A 16,259-nucleotide genomic window follows, 5' to 3' on the forward strand; every position below is an offset into this window, starting at 1 on the left:
TTATAGATCACTAAATTCTTTCTTAATTTGGTCTACAATCTGCTTTTTCGTTAAACCCAGCTCCTCATATAAGTCTTCTACGTTACCGTGTTCAATAAATCGATCGGGCAGGGCACATACCTTTACAGGTTTCAATATTTGATTGTCATTGAGTAATACTTGTACTAAAGTACCAAAACCACCTATTTTAGAGTTATCCTCAATGGTATATATAATTTTATGTTTTTGTACCATCTCTACAATCAATTCCTCATCCATGGGTTTAATGAATCTAGGATTCATCAAGGTTGAAAAAATATTATTTTCTTCTAAGTCTTTACAGATTTCCAGCCCCATTTTATTGAATGTCCCCAGAGCAAGTATGAGTACATCATTTCCACTATGATAAGTAATTTCTCCTTTTCCCAAAGCTAGTGGAGAAAAATTTTCCTGAGAATCCATATTGGAATGTCCTCTAGGATATCGGATCGCTACCGGTCCATTATGTTTCGCGGCAAATCTAACCATCTCACTTAATTCAATACCGTCTTTAGGGGCCATGAATGTGAGGTTTGGTATGCAGGATAGAAATGATATATCCAGAGAACCATGGTGCGTTTCTCCATCATTACCAACAAGCCCAGCTCTATCGATTAAATAAGTAACTGGTAAGTCTTGAATACAAGCATCATGGATTACTTGATCGTAGGCTCTTTGAAAAAACGTGGAGTATACAGCGAAAAATGGTTTGAATCCATTGGCTGCTAAACCAGCGGCAAATGTAGCAGCATGCTGCTCGGCTATACCGACATCAAAAAATCTCTCCGGATGTTTCTTAGCGAAGTTATTCAATCCAGTTCCAGAAGGCATTGCTGCAGTGATTGCCACAATTTTTTCATCTTCTGCAGCGCACTCTACCAAAGTCTTTCCTGCGATTTCTGAATACGATAGATTTTCATTACAAGAAATAGGCTCTCCCGTCTCAATATGGAATGAATTTACACCATGATATTTGTCCGGATGTTTTTCGGCTAAAGTGTAACCTTTGCCTTTTGTGGTCATTACATGTAATAATACAGGTCCCTTTATATTTTTTGTACGATTCATCACATCGTACAGTGAATGATAATTATGACCATCTACGGGTCCAATATATGTAAAACCCAGTTCTTCAAATAATACTCCTGGTACAAAAAAATATTTGATGCTATCCTTTGCTTTTTCAGCAGTTTTCATAACACTTTTACCGATCGCAGGAATATTGCTGATTAGATACTCTACATCGTCTTTAACCTTAGAATAAATCGGTGCTGTTCTAATTTTATTTAAATAGTTGGAAAGCCCACCTACATTAGGAGATATGGACATCTCATTGTCATTTAAAATTACAATAATATCTTTTTGACTTTGACCAATGTGATTCAGTGCTTCAAATGCCATACCTCCAGTCATAGCACCATCTCCAATAACTGCAATCACCTTATATTTATCCTTATTTAAATCTCTAGCAGTAGCTAATCCCATGGCAGCTGATATAGAAGTACTACTATGTCCTGTATCAAACTGATCATGCTCACTTTCATATCTCTTTGGAAATCCACTTAGTCCCTTGTATTGGCGTAATGTAGAAAACTGATCTCTTCTTCCGGTCAATATTTTATGGACATAGGCTTGATGCCCTACATCCCAAATGATTTTATCCTCAGGACTGTTGAATGCTTGATGTAAAGCCAGAGTTAATTCCACAACACCTAGATTAGAGGCTAAATGTCCTCCCGTTTTAGAAACGGACTCAATTAAGAAATGTCGAATCTCTTCAGCTAATACTTTGATCTCATTAGAATTCAATTTCTTAAAATCTTCAATAGAATTAATCTCCATTAAATATTTATACATTATACAATCTCCTCTTAATACAATTTTTTAAGGAAGTACTGATGCTATTTATAATGTTATCTTCCAATCACTTATTTTTGAACGAATTAAATTCAAAGCTGATAGTAAGCGCTATCAGCTCATGTAATCTCATTCATTATATCATTAAATTCGCTAACACAATCCCTAATATGGCACCAGCAAAAACTTCAACTGGTGTATGTCCAATTAATTCTTTTAATCTTTTTTCCGTCAGTTTCTTTTCTTTTCTTCTATGAATATCCTCAATCATTTTATTTAAAATAATCGCTTGCTTGCCTACTGCTCGTCTTACACCAGCTGCATCATACATAATAACGATTGAGAAGGCAATAGACATTGCAAAATAAGTAGAATCCCACCCATGTTTTAGCCCTACAGCAGTTGAAAGCCCCATTACAAAAGATGCATGGGAGCTGGGCATCCCACCAGAACCAACGAACCTTGTGAAGTCAATTCTTCCTTCCGCAATAAAAGTATTTACGACCTTTATTACTTGAGCAATAAACCAAGAGAATACCGCTACAATAAAAATTTCATTTTTACCAATTTGTTTTAAAAAAATCACTGACGTTCCTCCTTAGACTAAGACTCCCGACTCGTTAAATAGTCACATAACTCCAATAAAAATTCTGCTTTAGAGCTATATCGGTGAAGTAACTGTTTCACATTATTAGTCAATGCCCCTACTTTTTCAATGGAGGCTTCTAAGCCGATCAATGCAGGGTAGGTCGATTTATGCTTTTCTAAGTCCCTACCAATACTCTTTCCTAGCTTCGCTTCATCTCCTACAACATCCAGTATATCATCTTTAATTTGGAATGCTAAGCCCAAATTTAGGCCGACTTTCTCCATATTTCTAATATCTTCCTCTTGTGCACCAGCAATTATCGCCCCTACTTTTAAAGATGTGGTAATTAATGCTGCTGTTTTGTTGATGTGGATATAGTCCAGCATCTCTTTGTCAATAATTTTATTCTCACTCTCTAAATCAACCACTTGTCCACCGATCATGCCATGGACTCCAGCACTATTTGAAATTTCTTTAATGGCAACAATATGCTTGTATATATCGTTTTGTTTGATAGCATTCTCTAACATAAGTTCAAAAGAATAATTCAAAAGACCATCGCCAGCTAAAATAGCAACGCCTTCATTATAAACTTTGTGATTCGTTAATTTTCCTCTTCGATAATCATCATTGTCCATAGCCGGCAAATCATCGTGAATCAAGGAATAAGTATGAATCATTTCGATACCACAAGCATAGGGCATCACTTCTTCAATATCGTCTCTAAACATTTGGTACGATGCCAAAGAAAGAATTGGTCTCAATCTTTTACCGCCAGCGAACAAACTATATTTCATGGACTCTATTAAAGTCTGATTATATCCTTCTTTCATATTAAAATAATCCTTTAGATGCTCATTCGTTAAGTCTATATAGTGCTGTAGCTGCTCCCTAAAAGTCATTACGATTCCTCCTCATCATGTGGAAATGGAACTTTTTTAAATTCTTCATTTTCTTCGATTATGATACTGATCTTTTTTTCAATTTTATTCAGTTCATTGCTACATTGGCGATATAATCCGATTCCTTCTTCAAATATTTTTAAAGAATCATCTAGGGATAACTCCTCAACCTCTAACTTATGGACTACATCTTCTAATTTCTTTAGAGTTTCTTCGAAATTAATACTTTCCAAGGATCTTCTCCTCCTTCTTACATTCAATAACTTTACAGTTAATTTCTCCATCGATCACATCAATACACAGTCTTTCATCAACTTGAACGTGATCCGTAGATTTAACGATTGAACCTTCGCTGTTTCTAACGATTGAATACCCTCTCGAAAAAATAGATAGTGGACTTAAGCTGTGAAGTCGTTCTCCTAAATATTTCAAATGACGATGATTAAATTGTTTCTTTACATTTATAGCACTTTTTATTTTTTGTAGTAAATCATTGATATATTGCTGTTTATCATAGATTGGATTTAGAGGGTATCTAAAAAAGTAACTATTTTCTATAAAGGATAATTTTTGATAGGAAGTATTGAGTTTTGTTTTCATTAAATGAATCATTCTCTTTTCCATAGAATCTATATACTCTCTCAATTCAACTCGATTCGGTACAGCTAATTCTGCTGCTGAAGACGGAGTCGCTGCCCTTAGATCTGCAACAAAATCTGAAATAGTAAAGTCCGTCTCATGTCCAACTGCTGAAATAATAGGAACCCTACTATTAAATATGGCTCTCGCTACTTTCTCTTCATTAAAGGCCCATAATTCTTCTATGGAACCGCCACCACGACCAACAATCGCTAAGTCAATCCCTGGATATCGATTACATAGTTCGATGGCTTTTACAATGGTTTCAACCGCTCCCTCTCCTTGAACTAAAACTGGAAAAATACATAGTTCAACCTGTGGAAACCGCCTAAGAATAATAGAAACCATATCTCTAATGGCAGCACCGGTTGGCGAAGTAATCAATGCAATCCTTCGCGGAATCAATGGAATTTCCTGTTTATATTTAGTATCAAAAAGCCCTTCTTTGTTTAATCTATCTTTAAGTTGTTGAAATGCTAAGTGAAGTGCTCCAATGCCTGATGGCTCCATATCATTTACATAGAGCTGAACTTGTCCATCTTTTTCATATATGGAAACATATCCTTTGCAAACCAGACTCATTCCTTCTTCAGGAAAAAACTTAAGTTTTTCACAATTGCCTTTAAACATCACACAACTAATTTTACTGTTCTTATCTTTCAAAGTGAAATACATATGTCCACTGCTGTGAAGTCTGTAATTTGAAATTTCACCTTTCACATAAATATGAGATAATATGGGATCGCTTCCTAAAATCCGTTTCATATATTGATTGACTTCAGAGACAGAAAGTGCTTTTATTTGCATAATTAAGTCAACCTTTCTCTACAATAGCTATTTTGCTTTAGATATTTAGATACGCCAAGAGATGATATGCCGACAGCGTTATCTGTACAATACTTAGGTGCTGCAAAATATATATGGATATTCTCAGGTGCAAGTTTTTCTAGTAAATATGAACGAATTTGATTGTTAGAGGCAACACCCCCGACAATCAACAAATTTTTGATAGGATACTGCTTCCCAATATTTTTAACCAGTAGCTCTAAACTCCTAGCCACACAATGAAATACGCCATAAGCAATATCTGCCTTAGAAGCATTCGATTCTTTTATGAGCCTTGAAAAATGAGTTTCTGGTCCAGAAAAACTGATCTTATTTTTTGTTACAGATACGGGAACATTCAAACTCAATTCCGAACAACCCCTGCTTATTTCCTCAAGAGATTTACCCGATGGAAATTCTAAGCCCATGGCAACACCAACCCGATCGATAAACTGACCTGCACTTAGATCACTGGTTCCGCCAATAATTTCAATATCGTATCCAATATCACGAGGTTTTACCACCAATACTTCCGTTGTCCCACCAGATATATGGATTGCTATAAATTCTTCTTTCATATGGATATTTTCAGACCACAATGCCGCCTCAATATGGCCTTCCTGGTGACTGAATTCATAGAATGGAATATGAAATAGATTACTCGTTATTTCTCCATAAGATTTAGCCGCTAAAAATACAGGCATATAAGAATCCTCCACAGGTCTTGGTCTAGTAGATGCACTGATTGCTACAATATGAAATTCATCACTTTTTTGGGATATTTCATTGGACAAGTATGGAAGTTGCTGAACATGATAAAAAAGAGCTTCGGACTGCCGAAGACCTCTTTTACCATGATCTACAGGCAGTAGTTTCCTTGCATCGTATACAAGTTCTCCATCTAAAGACATCAATGACATTGAAGTCGTATAATTTGATGTGTCTAAGCCCAATATCACCTTTTTACTCATTTAACATAAGTCCTTCTTGCTCCACATACTTCCCTAATATTCCATTGACAAAGTTTGGCGTTTCATCCGAACCGTATATTTTAGCTAATTCAATAGCTTCATTAATGGATACTCTATATGGAATATCTTTCATATAAATAATCTCCGAAAAAGCCAAACGTAAAATTGCTAAATCAACATTTGCAATACGGTTTAACTTCCAACTAGTGGAGTATTCTTCAATAATGCTATCAATTGCCTCAAGGTTGAGAATGGCTTCATTTAAAACTTTATGGATATACTCCTTTTGTTGTTCTTCAATACTTCCCTCAAACAAATGATGTTCTACCCTTTGAATATTGAAATCGTTATTTATATGCATTTCAAACAATACCTTCATGGTAAGTTCTCTCGCTAATTTTCTGCTCATAATTTTCCTCCTCGTATAATATGTAGTATATGGAAATATTATATATGATATATTGTTATATGTAACTAGAAAATTTAAACTACATAGCTACAAGATTTTTTATATATTATACCCATTTAACCTAAACTAACCCTCTAATATTAGAGGGTTAAAAGGATTTATTATTTAGATGGTTGTTCTGGCTCTTTAACTTCTGCCGTTTCCTTCGGGAAGCTTACGCCTTGCACATGGATATTTACCTCATTGACAGATATGCCAATCATAGTTTCGATGGTCTTCTTTACATTTTCTTGAATCTCCCAAGCCACATCGGGGATTTTTGTTCCATACTCAACAATAATATATAAATCAATGGCAGCAACCTTTTCTTTCACTTCAACTTTTACACCTTTAGAAAGACTTTTCTTTCCTAAGATTTCTGCGATTCCCCCAACGAATCCAGCGCTCATTCCAGCTACGCCTTTGACCTCCGTAGCAGCCAATCCAGCAATAGTAGCAACAACATCATCCACTATTTTAACTTCCCCGTATTCAAGGTTCTCAATTGTATCCATTATATCAACTCCTAAATATCTTTTTTATAAACTTATTATACCAAATCAATGCTCTGTTTACAAACAGTTCTATTTCTTGCCCATGATAATAATTTGATCCATTGGAATATTTGTTTCTCTTTTTACGATATCCACAATTTTTGCAACATCATTTGCCTCCAGTTGGTCGCTGCTCACAACGATATTAATGGACTGATCACTTAAATATACAATAGCATCATTAAAACCTTTCGCCATGATCATATTCTCTATAAAGACTTCTTTTTCTGTATTAGAAATCAAGTTTAACTTCATATTCGTTGCACTGTCTTTTATTTCTTTACTTGTATTCTGCGTTGTTATAATGTCATCTAAGCTGCTGATCATCTCACTTCTTTTCTTATCTCTAGTGAGCTTTCCTTCAATAAAATATGCACTGCTCTTCATTAAGCTTTTGCTGGTTACAGTTTCAGTGATATCTATATTCGTGTCCTTGACCAGGTCCTCTAGCTTATTATTTTCTGTACTATCAACAACAGTTTTGCTGAGTTCCTCTTCGGTCATAGTATGCTGTTCCACCAAATGTACATCTTTTTCTTCTTCCCCTACGCTAACAATTTCTCCATCACTATTAAAAACTGCCTCTCCATCTAAAGTGTCATACAGTAGCCCGTATTCCTCCATCATTGACAACTCATATCGTTCAAGTTCACTTGATGTTTCAAGAAGAGCATTTTGATTTAGACTATAATTTGCATAACTGATGACACCTAGCATCAATACTAAGGAAAAGATTATAAAGTTCTTTCTTGCTGTAATTGAAAGTTTCAATTGAATTCCCCCCTAAATTTATTTGCTGACTCTCTACTAAAATATCCATCAACTAATCTCTACTGTAGACCTGTACTTTGTTTGCAGAAACCTGAAGAACTGTTTTGACTGCATCGTACAACCTCATCTTTACTTCTGGATCTTCGGCACCTTCTGCTACAACGATTACACCTCTTACCTGCGGTTTTATTTCTTTTAGAACCATGGGGTTATTCCCACTGGTTCCGCCTACTGTAACGATATTTTCTGTAATGTTCTGCGATGTAACAGTTCTAACACCACCATTTGCATCTTTTTCTTCCGTAGTGTCCTTGCTTTCAACCGTATTTAAGGCCGGAACAATCTCTGCTCCCAGCTCAAAGGTAACCATAACTTCTACTTTACCAGAGCCCTTTATTTTCTCTAATATCTCTTTCAGTCTTGCTTCAATTATTTCTTCCTCTGTTTTTAAAAAAGTATCTTCCTGTACTAGGGTATCCCCTAATGTTTCTTTAATATTATTTTTGTAACTAGAATCCTTTGCTAAAAATTCACTTGAAAATATTAGAGCAATTACCGCAACTGCCAGAACTACCATAATATTGGCAACATATTTCTTGGAGATTAGTTCCTTTAAAAACTTCTTAATTTCATCCATATCCATAAAACATCCCCCTTACTTAATTATTATTCTTCAGTGTATAAATATTGATATTTTCCTTCGATACATTTAAAAAATTTTCCAGTTCCTTTTTTAAGGCATCTTCCTCACTACTAATCAATATGCTATTTGCTTTTACAGTATTATTAATTTTATCTCCTAAGGATACATTTATTTTCACTGGCTTAATCTTTGACTCTAGTTCTACATTGTCTTTCTGATTTTCTGTCAGTGTGATATCCAAACTGCTGACGCTACCGAAGTTGGCACTATTGATATCCTCTACAATATTTACAAGGACATCCTTCACTAAATAATCCGTATTTTTTTCTAGGCGAGTAGTCACCTGCTCTACTATCTTTTTCTTATATAAACTGATGACCATTTCTTCATTGCTATATTGAATGTTATTGATTACATTTTTAGCCGTTTCTGCCTCAATCTGATTCAAGCTTTTCAGTATGCTTTCCTCAAAATCAATTTCTCCAGCAATAAATTTCGTCAATGGGTTCAATATGATAATCATTAACAAAAAACCGACCACTACATTGATATACCTTTTATTGTTTGAATTTGGTATTAATATTTCTACAAAGGTTATAAAAATAATCACTGAAACTATGGTAATGGTCCATTGTCTGACAAAATCCATTCTATCACCTCATCATCACTGTAATATTTCCTGCACCAACTATGATTGCAATGGTAATAAAGAACATAATTGCTACCGATGAAACTGTGGCAAATATCAAAGTTAAAGAACTACTCATCTGGTTCAAACAATCCGCCAATTCATTCTGTGCAATGGGTTCTACGATGGCAGCACATATCTTATACATGGCTATTAATGCTACGATTTTTACCATAGGTATGAGGCAAATTATGAAAATCGAAACAAGGCCGATGACACCAATGCCATTTTTCAAAAGAAGAGAATAGCCCATTACTGTATCCATTGCATCCGATAGAAACCCTCCTACGATCGGAATAAAGCTGCCAATTGCATATTTCGCTGTTCTCATAGTGATTCCATCTACCGTTGAAGCTGCAATCCCTTGGATCGATATGATGCCTATGAATGCTGTCAGTGCAAAACCAAGGATGACCACTGATACCTGTTTAAATAGATTCGCCAGCTTTGTTACTTGAACTCTGGATGATAAATTATTGATGATGGATAGAACTGCAGAAAATAATATAAGCGGTAATACGACAGATTTTATGATGGTTCCTATAAAACCGATGGATCCTAATAGAACTGGATGAAAAAATGCAGATGTCGTTAATCCACCGACGGCGATTAATATCCCTAGCAAGATTGGAAGCAAAGCTTGCATAAATAGTACCATTGTATCTACAGTTTCTTTTCCTAAGTTGATCGCAATCATAAAGCTTTTAATCGTGATACTGATGATGACAAGATAACAAACCATATAGGCCAATTTTCCTGTGGCCTCATTCTCAAATGCACTATGGAGATTATTTAGTATGGCATAAATCACAGACAATACGATGATTTGAGATAATATCCTCCAGTTTCCTACAACCTCTTTAAAAAAGTATTTCATTAGTCCATTCAATGCAGCTTCTAAGGATACAATTTCCTCCCCCTTCAGCAGCTTTGTAATGAATGGTTTTATTTCGATTTTAGGAATATATCCATCTAAATCATGGTTCAATTGCTCCAATATTTCTTGTAGCTCCGACATATTAAGCTTGTCTAATTGTTCTGTAAGTAAGCTCTCTTGGGTAACCTTATTAGGGTTTGCCCAGGAGAAATAAGTCAATGAAAGAATAAACAATAGGGTTACAACGATGATGGTTTTTTTGTTTTTCATTTTTTTCACATCCTATGGCACTATATTAATGATGATTTCCATCAGTGAAATTAAGATTGGTACTGCCATTACCATAATCAGTATTTTGCCAGCCAGTTCAATCTTTGATGCAATGACACCTTCCCCAGCATCCTTGCATATTTGAGCGCCAAACTCGGCAATATAGGCAATTCCTACTATTTTAAAAATTGTAGATAGATAGATTGGATCAATCTGAATCTTATTTGAAAGCTGACTGAGCACTTGTAGTACCGATTGAAGTCTAGTTGCTATAAATAGAAATATGATGACACCAACAACGAGACTGATGAACATCCCGATTTCAGGTCTTTCTGTCTTGACCAATACAGATAATATGGCTGCAACTATACCGATAGCAACTATTTGGAATATCTCCATCTCATCACATCCTTAATATAACTGGAACATTGTTTTGACCGTATCAAATAAATTGGTCACTAGATTCACAACCATCGTTAAGACCACTACAACACCTACTAAAGTAATAAAAGTAGCCTGTTCATCTCTACCCGCTTTGATTAATACTTGGTTGAGTACAGTAATTACGATACCAATACCAGCGATCTTAAATATTACGTCAATGTTCATAATCATTTGTCTTACCTCCTAGCATCATGCTTTTTTAAAATAGTACAATTACAATAGATAACCCCAGTAGAAAGCCTAAATTTTTAAATAGTTTTACATTCTTTTTTTCCTCTATTATGGAATTTTCATGCTGCCGTTTTACTTCCTCTTGGATCAATCGAATATGTTTGATTTGATCCTCACTATTGGATAGCCCTAAGTTTTTACCTAATGACAGTAGAATTTCTATATCATTCTTGCTAAAGGATGTATTTTTAATTTCTTTGTTTACAGCAATACTCCATATTTCTTCAAAGGGTTGCCCTTTATTTTCCTTAAGTAGGTTGGATGCTGATAAAAAAATGCAACCAATTTCCTTCTTACTCCGACTTCCCATCTTCTCTAGTAAAACCGGAATTGGTGTTGCTCCATACAATATCTCCGTTTCTATTATCTGCAACGTCGATATTAAATGGCTCAATAGGCCTGTTCTTTCTATATAGGTGTTTGAAAAAATAATTCCTACCAGCGAACTACATGCAATGATTACAATAGAACAGATTATTTTCAGCTCCATGTTATGTAATCCCCCTGTTTTTATTGGTATTTTGGATTAAATAAGTAAGATTTGTTCCATCAACAATACTATCCACGGTTCCAACCCCATTCATATTGGATAGAAATATGATTCTTTCGAATACACCATCTTTAACTAATTTACCTACAACCCTCTTACTCAATATATTTTCCAAGGATCTACTGTGTACCGTTGTAATAAGCTTGATGCCTGCCATGATTGCTTCGTCAATAGCAATCATATCTTCTTCTCTTCCGATCTCATCTGTAGCAATGACCTGTGGAGACATTGCTCGAATTAACATCATAATACCCTCTGCCTTTGGACAGGAATCCAATATATCGGTTCTAGGCCCTAAGTCGTTCTGCGGTACTCCTTGAAAGCAAGCCCCTAGTTCCGATCTTTCATCTACTACTCCAACCTTCAATCCTCTAAAGTTCATATGTGGTACCCCTGTACTAACCATGCGAATCACATCTCTTAACAAGGTGGTTTTTCCACATTGAGGTGGTGACACAATTAATGTATTCATTAATTCTCCTTTTGCATTGATGATATGAGGTAATACGCCGGTAGCGACTCCCAGTTTTTCTCTCGATATTCTAATATTGAGTCCACTATAATTTTTTAATGTTCTTATACCATTATTATCTAGCAGTACTTTCCCAACAATTCCAATTCTGTGACCACCTTGCACCGTGATATACCCTTTCTTTATTTCTTCTTCCACTGAATATATAGAGTAATTCGATGCAAACTGCAGTGTTTTTTCTATATCATCTGTCGTCACATAGTAGCTGTTCATTGGATTCAATGTTAAATTTCCTTTTAGATCTACGAAGTAATCTCTCTGATCCCCAAATACCATTAAAGGATTATCCACCCGCAACCTTATTTCTTCCAATGTTTCTTTAAAGTTCTGTGGTACATTTCTGATAATATTTCTGATATTTGGAGACAGGTACGATTCTAGCTTAGAAATATAAGATATATTTTTTTTATTTCTATCAATTACATTTTTACTATTTTCCACTACATGTCCCTCCTTATATATCATTCATATTGACATGCTCAAATAATTATGCTGATTTTATAAAAATTTTTCCATAAAAAAAATCCAAGGTTTTAGTTCCTTGGATTTTTAGCTTGTACACTTATTTTTTAGTTTTCGTCATCGCAGTGATTGCCATGACAGCAACAATCTTCTTCTTCTAATTCAATTTTTTCATTACATCTTGGACACACTACGTCAATATCATCTTCATAAAGTAAGTCTTCATCTATGTATATTTCTTCATGGCAATTCGGACACTCTACTTCAACAAAGTCAATATCTTCATCGTCTTCGTCATCCTCATCGTCTTCATCCTCATCTTCGTATAAATCTTCCTCGATATTTGTTAAGTCTTCGTCCATTGCTTCAACGTATTCAGCAATTTCATCTACATCTTCATCGATTTCTACGATTGCATCTGCAAAATCTTCTAGGATATCGATAATTTTAACTAGTAATTTACCTTCTTTTGTTGTTTCTTCGATATCTAGACCATCTGCTAATCCTTTTAAATACGCTACTTTTTCATATAAAAATTCCATGGTACTACCTCCTTTTTTTATTTTAACATTTTTATTATTTCCCTATACTCTAGACATATACTCGCCGGTACGAGTATCAATTCTAACTGTGTCTCCTTCGTTAACAAATAGAGGCACATGAATTACTGCACCAGTTTCAACTGTAGCAGTCTTAGTTACATTACTTGCAGTATCACCTTTTACGCCTGGCTCTGTTTCAGTAATCTGTAACTCAACGAAGTTTGGGGGATCTACTTGGAATGGCTTTCCATGATAGAACTTAATTGTAGCATTATCATTCTCTTTTAAGAATTTAATTGCATCCTCAACTTCTTCATAAGTTAAAGGAGTCTGCTCAAAAGTTTCATTATCCATAAAATAATATAGCTCGCCATCACTGTATAGATATTGCATTTCTTTCGTTTCTATATGAGCTTTTGGAAATTTATCACTAGGATTGAACGCTTCTTCCCTAGTTCCACCATTTTTTAGATTCTTATATTTTGTTCTTACAAACGCTGCTCCTTTTCCAGGTTTTACGTGCTGGAAATCTAAGACTACATAAGGCTCTCCATTCATTTCGAATGTTACTCCTTTTCTAAAATCACTTGCTGAAATCATAGTATCCCTCCAAATTTAATTATTATTTGTACTTAGCTTCTCCTAAAATAAAAATTATCATACTAAGTTAATATAAGCCATTTAAAATAGGCTATAAATTTCAAAATATAAGGCCCTGTTAATAAATTCCTATATCATAATACCATATTTTTTTATTTTTGAATAGGTTTATCTGGATTAGAAAGCTAAATATTACAAACAATATCTTTTATGATTTCCTCTAGTGTTCGGTGACTCACCGGTATTTTAATTTCCGAAGTACCTTCATAGTATAAACGCCTATTTTCCAGAATTTCTATTATTTTATCCATGGATTTTCTTTCATCTACCAAAAGGGGGCGAATGACGGCGCTTCTCTTTATATTCGTTAAAATCCAAGATGGTTCCGCTTCTAAATAAATTACTCTACCTATTTGCTTTAGCTTGCTACGATTTTCTTCTGAAATTACAGTACCACCACCAGTAGCTATGACGGACTGTTCTACATCAGAGAGCAAATCTAACGCCTCACTTTCTTTCTGTCTAAAGTAGGCTTCTCCCTTTAGCCGAAAAATTTCACTAATAGACATACTTTCTTTCTTTTCTATGAACAGATCTAAATCAATAAAGTTATAGTCTAATTGATCCGCTAGTAACTTTCCTAAGGTTGTCTTTCCTACTGCCATGAATCCTACTAGAACAATATTCTTTACCATTAATGAGGCTCCCCTTCCATTCGATCTTCTTAAAGTCCAATCGTTCTATAATACCCTATAATATGGGGTGATATAATGCTGATTCGTGGAAGATCATATTCATCTAAGCCATTATCCATCGATTGCGGTAGGGATAGTTTTACATAGATAAATCTTCGTGCTCTTTTATATCTACCCATTGCCTCCATCATTATAACATTTTGTCTGATATCATATTGGATCTTTATTTTATAATGATGATCCTCTAAATAGTCTTCAAAGGGATTATTTTCACTACTACTCAGTTCTTTTATTTGAGGGAGGAGTTCTCTCTTAACATAATCTGCAAATACTGGCGGATTATATCTTTTATCAAATCCTTGGTAAATCAATAAGAGATACTCAACTTTATATCGATATAGATCTATTCGATATTTCTTTATAACTTCCTCAGATAATTGTAGTACCTCTGCTAGTTTTAATTCTACAATTGATTCTGCCAAGTAATTTGCTCGATAGCTATCATTATTCGACATCTGTATCTTGAGTTGATTGGTCATCATATAAAGCAAGGATGTTAAAATGACAAACATCATCAACGCTATAAAAAAAACATGGATACTGATTATACCTTTTGAACCTTTTATTGGATTCTTCATATCACACCTTTTGGTACTTAAACTTTAATCTTATTTTTTTAGAATAATTGCCTTTATTTGTTATGACTTCGAATTCTATTAATTCTCCCTCTACTATTTCAGTAATAATGATCTCTTTTATATTATTATTGAGTACATTATTTTCCCTGTTTTTATTCACTCTAATTTCATTCTTAGGTTTATAAAAGTTGATCATCGTATTCTCTTTATAAGAAAGTGCACCACTTAAATCCACATATAGAATTTTATTGTCCATATTCCTTCCCTCAAATATATTTTTATCTTTATAATAAATAATAGACTCCTGATTGCATTCCATGATTCTTTTCTCTATATATTTTAGAACGATTTGTGCATCGTATTTGAAAGCTAGACGCTCTGTATAGCTTCTGTACGATTGATAAGTAGAATTAAACAAAGTAGACATGCTTACTAAGATTGTAGAAAAAAGCAAAATAGATAATACAAGCTCAATTAAAACGAAGCCTTCCTTGCTTCTTTTTATTTTACGACAAATAATAATCACCTTCTTACGAGGGAATTATAACAGAATATTCCGTTATATTCCTTTACGTTTCTACAGAAATCTCATCGTAGCTCCTTGGCAATTCATTTCTCTTAAAGTGAACGAACCTGATAAGATGATATCGATACTGACTTTTCTTGCTGCTTACTTGGATGTTCACATATTTTAAGTCCGATAGATGTGGTACGTCTTTCATATGAACTTCAATCTTGCAGTCCTCTTCTTCAAATATAATGATTTCATCTACATCCCCTAAGATCAAGTGTTCCTCTCCATTGATATAAATTCGTCCAGATTTAAGTTCCTCAATTTTACTGATGGATAGATCCGTCAATTTTTGATATATATTATCCATCCCCTCCATCTTATAAAACAACCTAGAATATTGTCCAAATATGAAAACAGATCCCAATAATATAAAAAGGGTCAATAGTACTTCAACAAGAGTAAATCCTTTTTTCTTCACGCCTCATCACTTCCTAATAAATATCTGATACCCTTACACTTCCTACTCCAATCAATACTTCAATATCAATCCTTTCCCCTAGGTTGTTTGTTAAAATAAACCTTCCATATTTCGATTCTCCGTCTCTGTTATATGCAATTCTATTTTGAGATCCTCTGTCCACGGAGATCGTTTTATCAAATTTTTCGGAAAGTACAATGATTCCTCCAGTGATGTATTCTCGCACTCGATATCTTTCTTTAAAAACCTCTACACAATATTCTTTCGATTCATTCAGGCTTAATTGTTGGCTTAGTTTCAGTGCTTCTTTAATTTCAAGAGCCGCTGCTTTCAGCTTTGCTCTATGATATAATTTCATCGGATTCACAAAGGCAATAGAGCAAAGAATGGATATCAAGGCTACTACAATGACAATCTCAAACAAGGTAGTTCCCTTCCTATCTTTCACAACCAGAAATCCCTCCTCATTTGCAGTTCAGTAATTTTAGGTAAAAGAAAAGCAAATAAAACTATTGTCATCT

General features: G+C 34.5%; 23 protein-coding genes. All 23 read right to left on the reverse strand.

Annotation, left to right across the window (positions count from 1 at the left end; genetic code table 11):
- Positions 1-1,875: a 1-deoxy-D-xylulose-5-phosphate synthase gene (gene dxs / locus CLOS_RS08260; protein ID WP_012159462.1), complete on the reverse strand. Its 1,875-nt coding sequence runs from the start codon at positions 1,873-1,875 to the stop codon at positions 1-3.
- A gap of 136 nt (positions 1,876-2,011) precedes the next feature.
- Positions 2,012-2,461 (reverse strand): divergent PAP2 family protein, encoded by a 450-nt coding sequence (locus CLOS_RS08265; RefSeq protein ID WP_012159463.1) that lies wholly within the window; start codon positions 2,459-2,461, stop codon positions 2,012-2,014.
- A 17-nt stretch (positions 2,462-2,478) separates the two neighbouring features.
- Positions 2,479-3,366: a polyprenyl synthetase family protein gene (locus CLOS_RS08270; RefSeq protein ID WP_012159464.1), complete on the reverse strand. Its 888-nt coding sequence runs from the start codon at positions 3,364-3,366 to the stop codon at positions 2,479-2,481.
- Entirely contained in the window at positions 3,366-3,599 is a 234-nt protein-coding gene (locus tag CLOS_RS08275; protein ID WP_012159465.1) for an exodeoxyribonuclease VII small subunit, read from the reverse strand. The genes CLOS_RS08270 and CLOS_RS08275 overlap by 1 nt, the downstream gene beginning before the upstream one ends.
- On the reverse strand, positions 3,586-4,812 hold the full coding sequence (xseA, locus tag CLOS_RS08280; RefSeq protein WP_012159466.1) for an exodeoxyribonuclease VII large subunit: 1,227 nt from the start codon (positions 4,810-4,812) through the stop codon (positions 3,586-3,588). Before xseA ends, CLOS_RS08275 begins: the two co-directional genes overlap by 14 nt.
- Before the next feature lie 2 nt (positions 4,813-4,814).
- A complete protein-coding gene (locus tag CLOS_RS08285; RefSeq protein WP_012159467.1) occupies positions 4,815-5,801 on the reverse strand; it encodes a tRNA (adenosine(37)-N6)-threonylcarbamoyltransferase complex transferase subunit TsaD in 987 nt (328 codons plus the stop codon).
- Positions 5,794-6,210, reverse strand: a complete 417-nt coding sequence (nusB, locus tag CLOS_RS08290) for a transcription antitermination factor NusB (RefSeq protein ID WP_012159468.1) — start codon at positions 6,208-6,210, stop codon at positions 5,794-5,796. Before nusB ends, CLOS_RS08285 begins: the two co-directional genes overlap by 8 nt.
- 161 nt (positions 6,211-6,371) lie before the next feature.
- Positions 6,372-6,764 (reverse strand): Asp23/Gls24 family envelope stress response protein, encoded by a 393-nt coding sequence (locus CLOS_RS08295; protein ID WP_012159469.1) that lies wholly within the window; start codon positions 6,762-6,764, stop codon positions 6,372-6,374.
- Positions 6,765-6,833: 69 nt separating this feature from the next.
- Positions 6,834-7,574: a SpoIIIAH-like family protein gene (locus CLOS_RS08300; RefSeq protein WP_012159470.1), complete on the reverse strand. Its 741-nt coding sequence runs from the start codon at positions 7,572-7,574 to the stop codon at positions 6,834-6,836.
- 52 nt (positions 7,575-7,626) lie between these two features.
- Positions 7,627-8,217 carry a stage III sporulation protein AG gene (spoIIIAG, locus tag CLOS_RS08305; RefSeq protein ID WP_012159471.1) on the reverse strand — a complete coding sequence of 197 codons (591 nt, stop codon included), beginning with the start codon at positions 8,215-8,217 and terminating at the stop codon, positions 7,627-7,629.
- Positions 8,218-8,233: 16 nt separating this feature from the next.
- Positions 8,234-8,866, reverse strand: coding sequence for a stage III sporulation protein AF (gene spoIIIAF, locus CLOS_RS08310; protein WP_012159472.1), 633 nt, complete (start codon positions 8,864-8,866; stop codon positions 8,234-8,236).
- Between the two features lie 4 nt (positions 8,867-8,870).
- Complete coding sequence (gene spoIIIAE, locus CLOS_RS08315) at positions 8,871-10,052, reverse strand: stage III sporulation protein AE (RefSeq protein WP_012159473.1); 1,182 nt, start codon at positions 10,050-10,052, stop codon at positions 8,871-8,873.
- Positions 10,053-10,064: 12 nt separating this feature from the next.
- Positions 10,065-10,451 carry a stage III sporulation protein AD gene (spoIIIAD, locus tag CLOS_RS08320; RefSeq protein WP_012159474.1) on the reverse strand — a complete coding sequence of 129 codons (387 nt, stop codon included), beginning with the start codon at positions 10,449-10,451 and terminating at the stop codon, positions 10,065-10,067.
- Positions 10,452-10,463: 12 nt separating this feature from the next.
- Positions 10,464-10,667 carry a stage III sporulation protein AC gene (gene spoIIIAC / locus CLOS_RS08325; RefSeq protein ID WP_012159475.1) on the reverse strand — a complete coding sequence of 68 codons (204 nt, stop codon included), beginning with the start codon at positions 10,665-10,667 and terminating at the stop codon, positions 10,464-10,466.
- A gap of 28 nt (positions 10,668-10,695) precedes the next feature.
- Positions 10,696-11,217, reverse strand: a complete 522-nt coding sequence (gene spoIIIAB / locus CLOS_RS08330) for a stage III sporulation protein SpoIIIAB (RefSeq protein WP_012159476.1) — start codon at positions 11,215-11,217, stop codon at positions 10,696-10,698.
- Between the two features lies 1 nt (position 11,218).
- Positions 11,219-12,250: a stage III sporulation protein AA gene (spoIIIAA, locus tag CLOS_RS08335; RefSeq protein WP_242649558.1), complete on the reverse strand. Its 1,032-nt coding sequence runs from the start codon at positions 12,248-12,250 to the stop codon at positions 11,219-11,221.
- Positions 12,251-12,378: 128 nt separating this feature from the next.
- Positions 12,379-12,813 (reverse strand): CD1247 N-terminal domain-containing protein, encoded by a 435-nt coding sequence (locus tag CLOS_RS08340; RefSeq protein ID WP_012159478.1) that lies wholly within the window; start codon positions 12,811-12,813, stop codon positions 12,379-12,381.
- A 42-nt stretch (positions 12,814-12,855) separates the two neighbouring features.
- Positions 12,856-13,413, reverse strand: coding sequence for an elongation factor P (gene efp / locus CLOS_RS08345; protein ID WP_012159479.1), 558 nt, complete (start codon positions 13,411-13,413; stop codon positions 12,856-12,858).
- 185 nt (positions 13,414-13,598) lie between these two features.
- Positions 13,599-14,108 carry a shikimate kinase gene (locus CLOS_RS08350; protein WP_012159480.1) on the reverse strand — a complete coding sequence of 170 codons (510 nt, stop codon included), beginning with the start codon at positions 14,106-14,108 and terminating at the stop codon, positions 13,599-13,601.
- Positions 14,109-14,137: 29 nt separating this feature from the next.
- On the reverse strand, positions 14,138-14,746 hold the full coding sequence (locus CLOS_RS08355; protein WP_012159481.1) for a hypothetical protein: 609 nt from the start codon (positions 14,744-14,746) through the stop codon (positions 14,138-14,140).
- A gap of 1 nt (position 14,747) precedes the next feature.
- A complete protein-coding gene (locus CLOS_RS08360; protein ID WP_041719142.1) occupies positions 14,748-15,272 on the reverse strand; it encodes a PulJ/GspJ family protein in 525 nt (174 codons plus the stop codon).
- 43 nt (positions 15,273-15,315) lie between these two features.
- Positions 15,316-15,738 (reverse strand): prepilin-type N-terminal cleavage/methylation domain-containing protein, encoded by a 423-nt coding sequence (locus tag CLOS_RS08365; protein WP_012159483.1) that lies wholly within the window; start codon positions 15,736-15,738, stop codon positions 15,316-15,318.
- A 13-nt stretch (positions 15,739-15,751) separates the two neighbouring features.
- Complete coding sequence (locus tag CLOS_RS08370; protein ID WP_012159484.1) at positions 15,752-16,186, reverse strand: hypothetical protein; 435 nt, start codon at positions 16,184-16,186, stop codon at positions 15,752-15,754.
- Between the last annotated feature and the right edge of the window lie 73 nt (positions 16,187-16,259).

The sequence above is a fragment of the Alkaliphilus oremlandii OhILAs genome (assembly GCF_000018325.1).
Lineage (GTDB): Bacteria > Bacillota > Clostridia > Peptostreptococcales > Natronincolaceae > Alkaliphilus_B > Alkaliphilus_B oremlandii.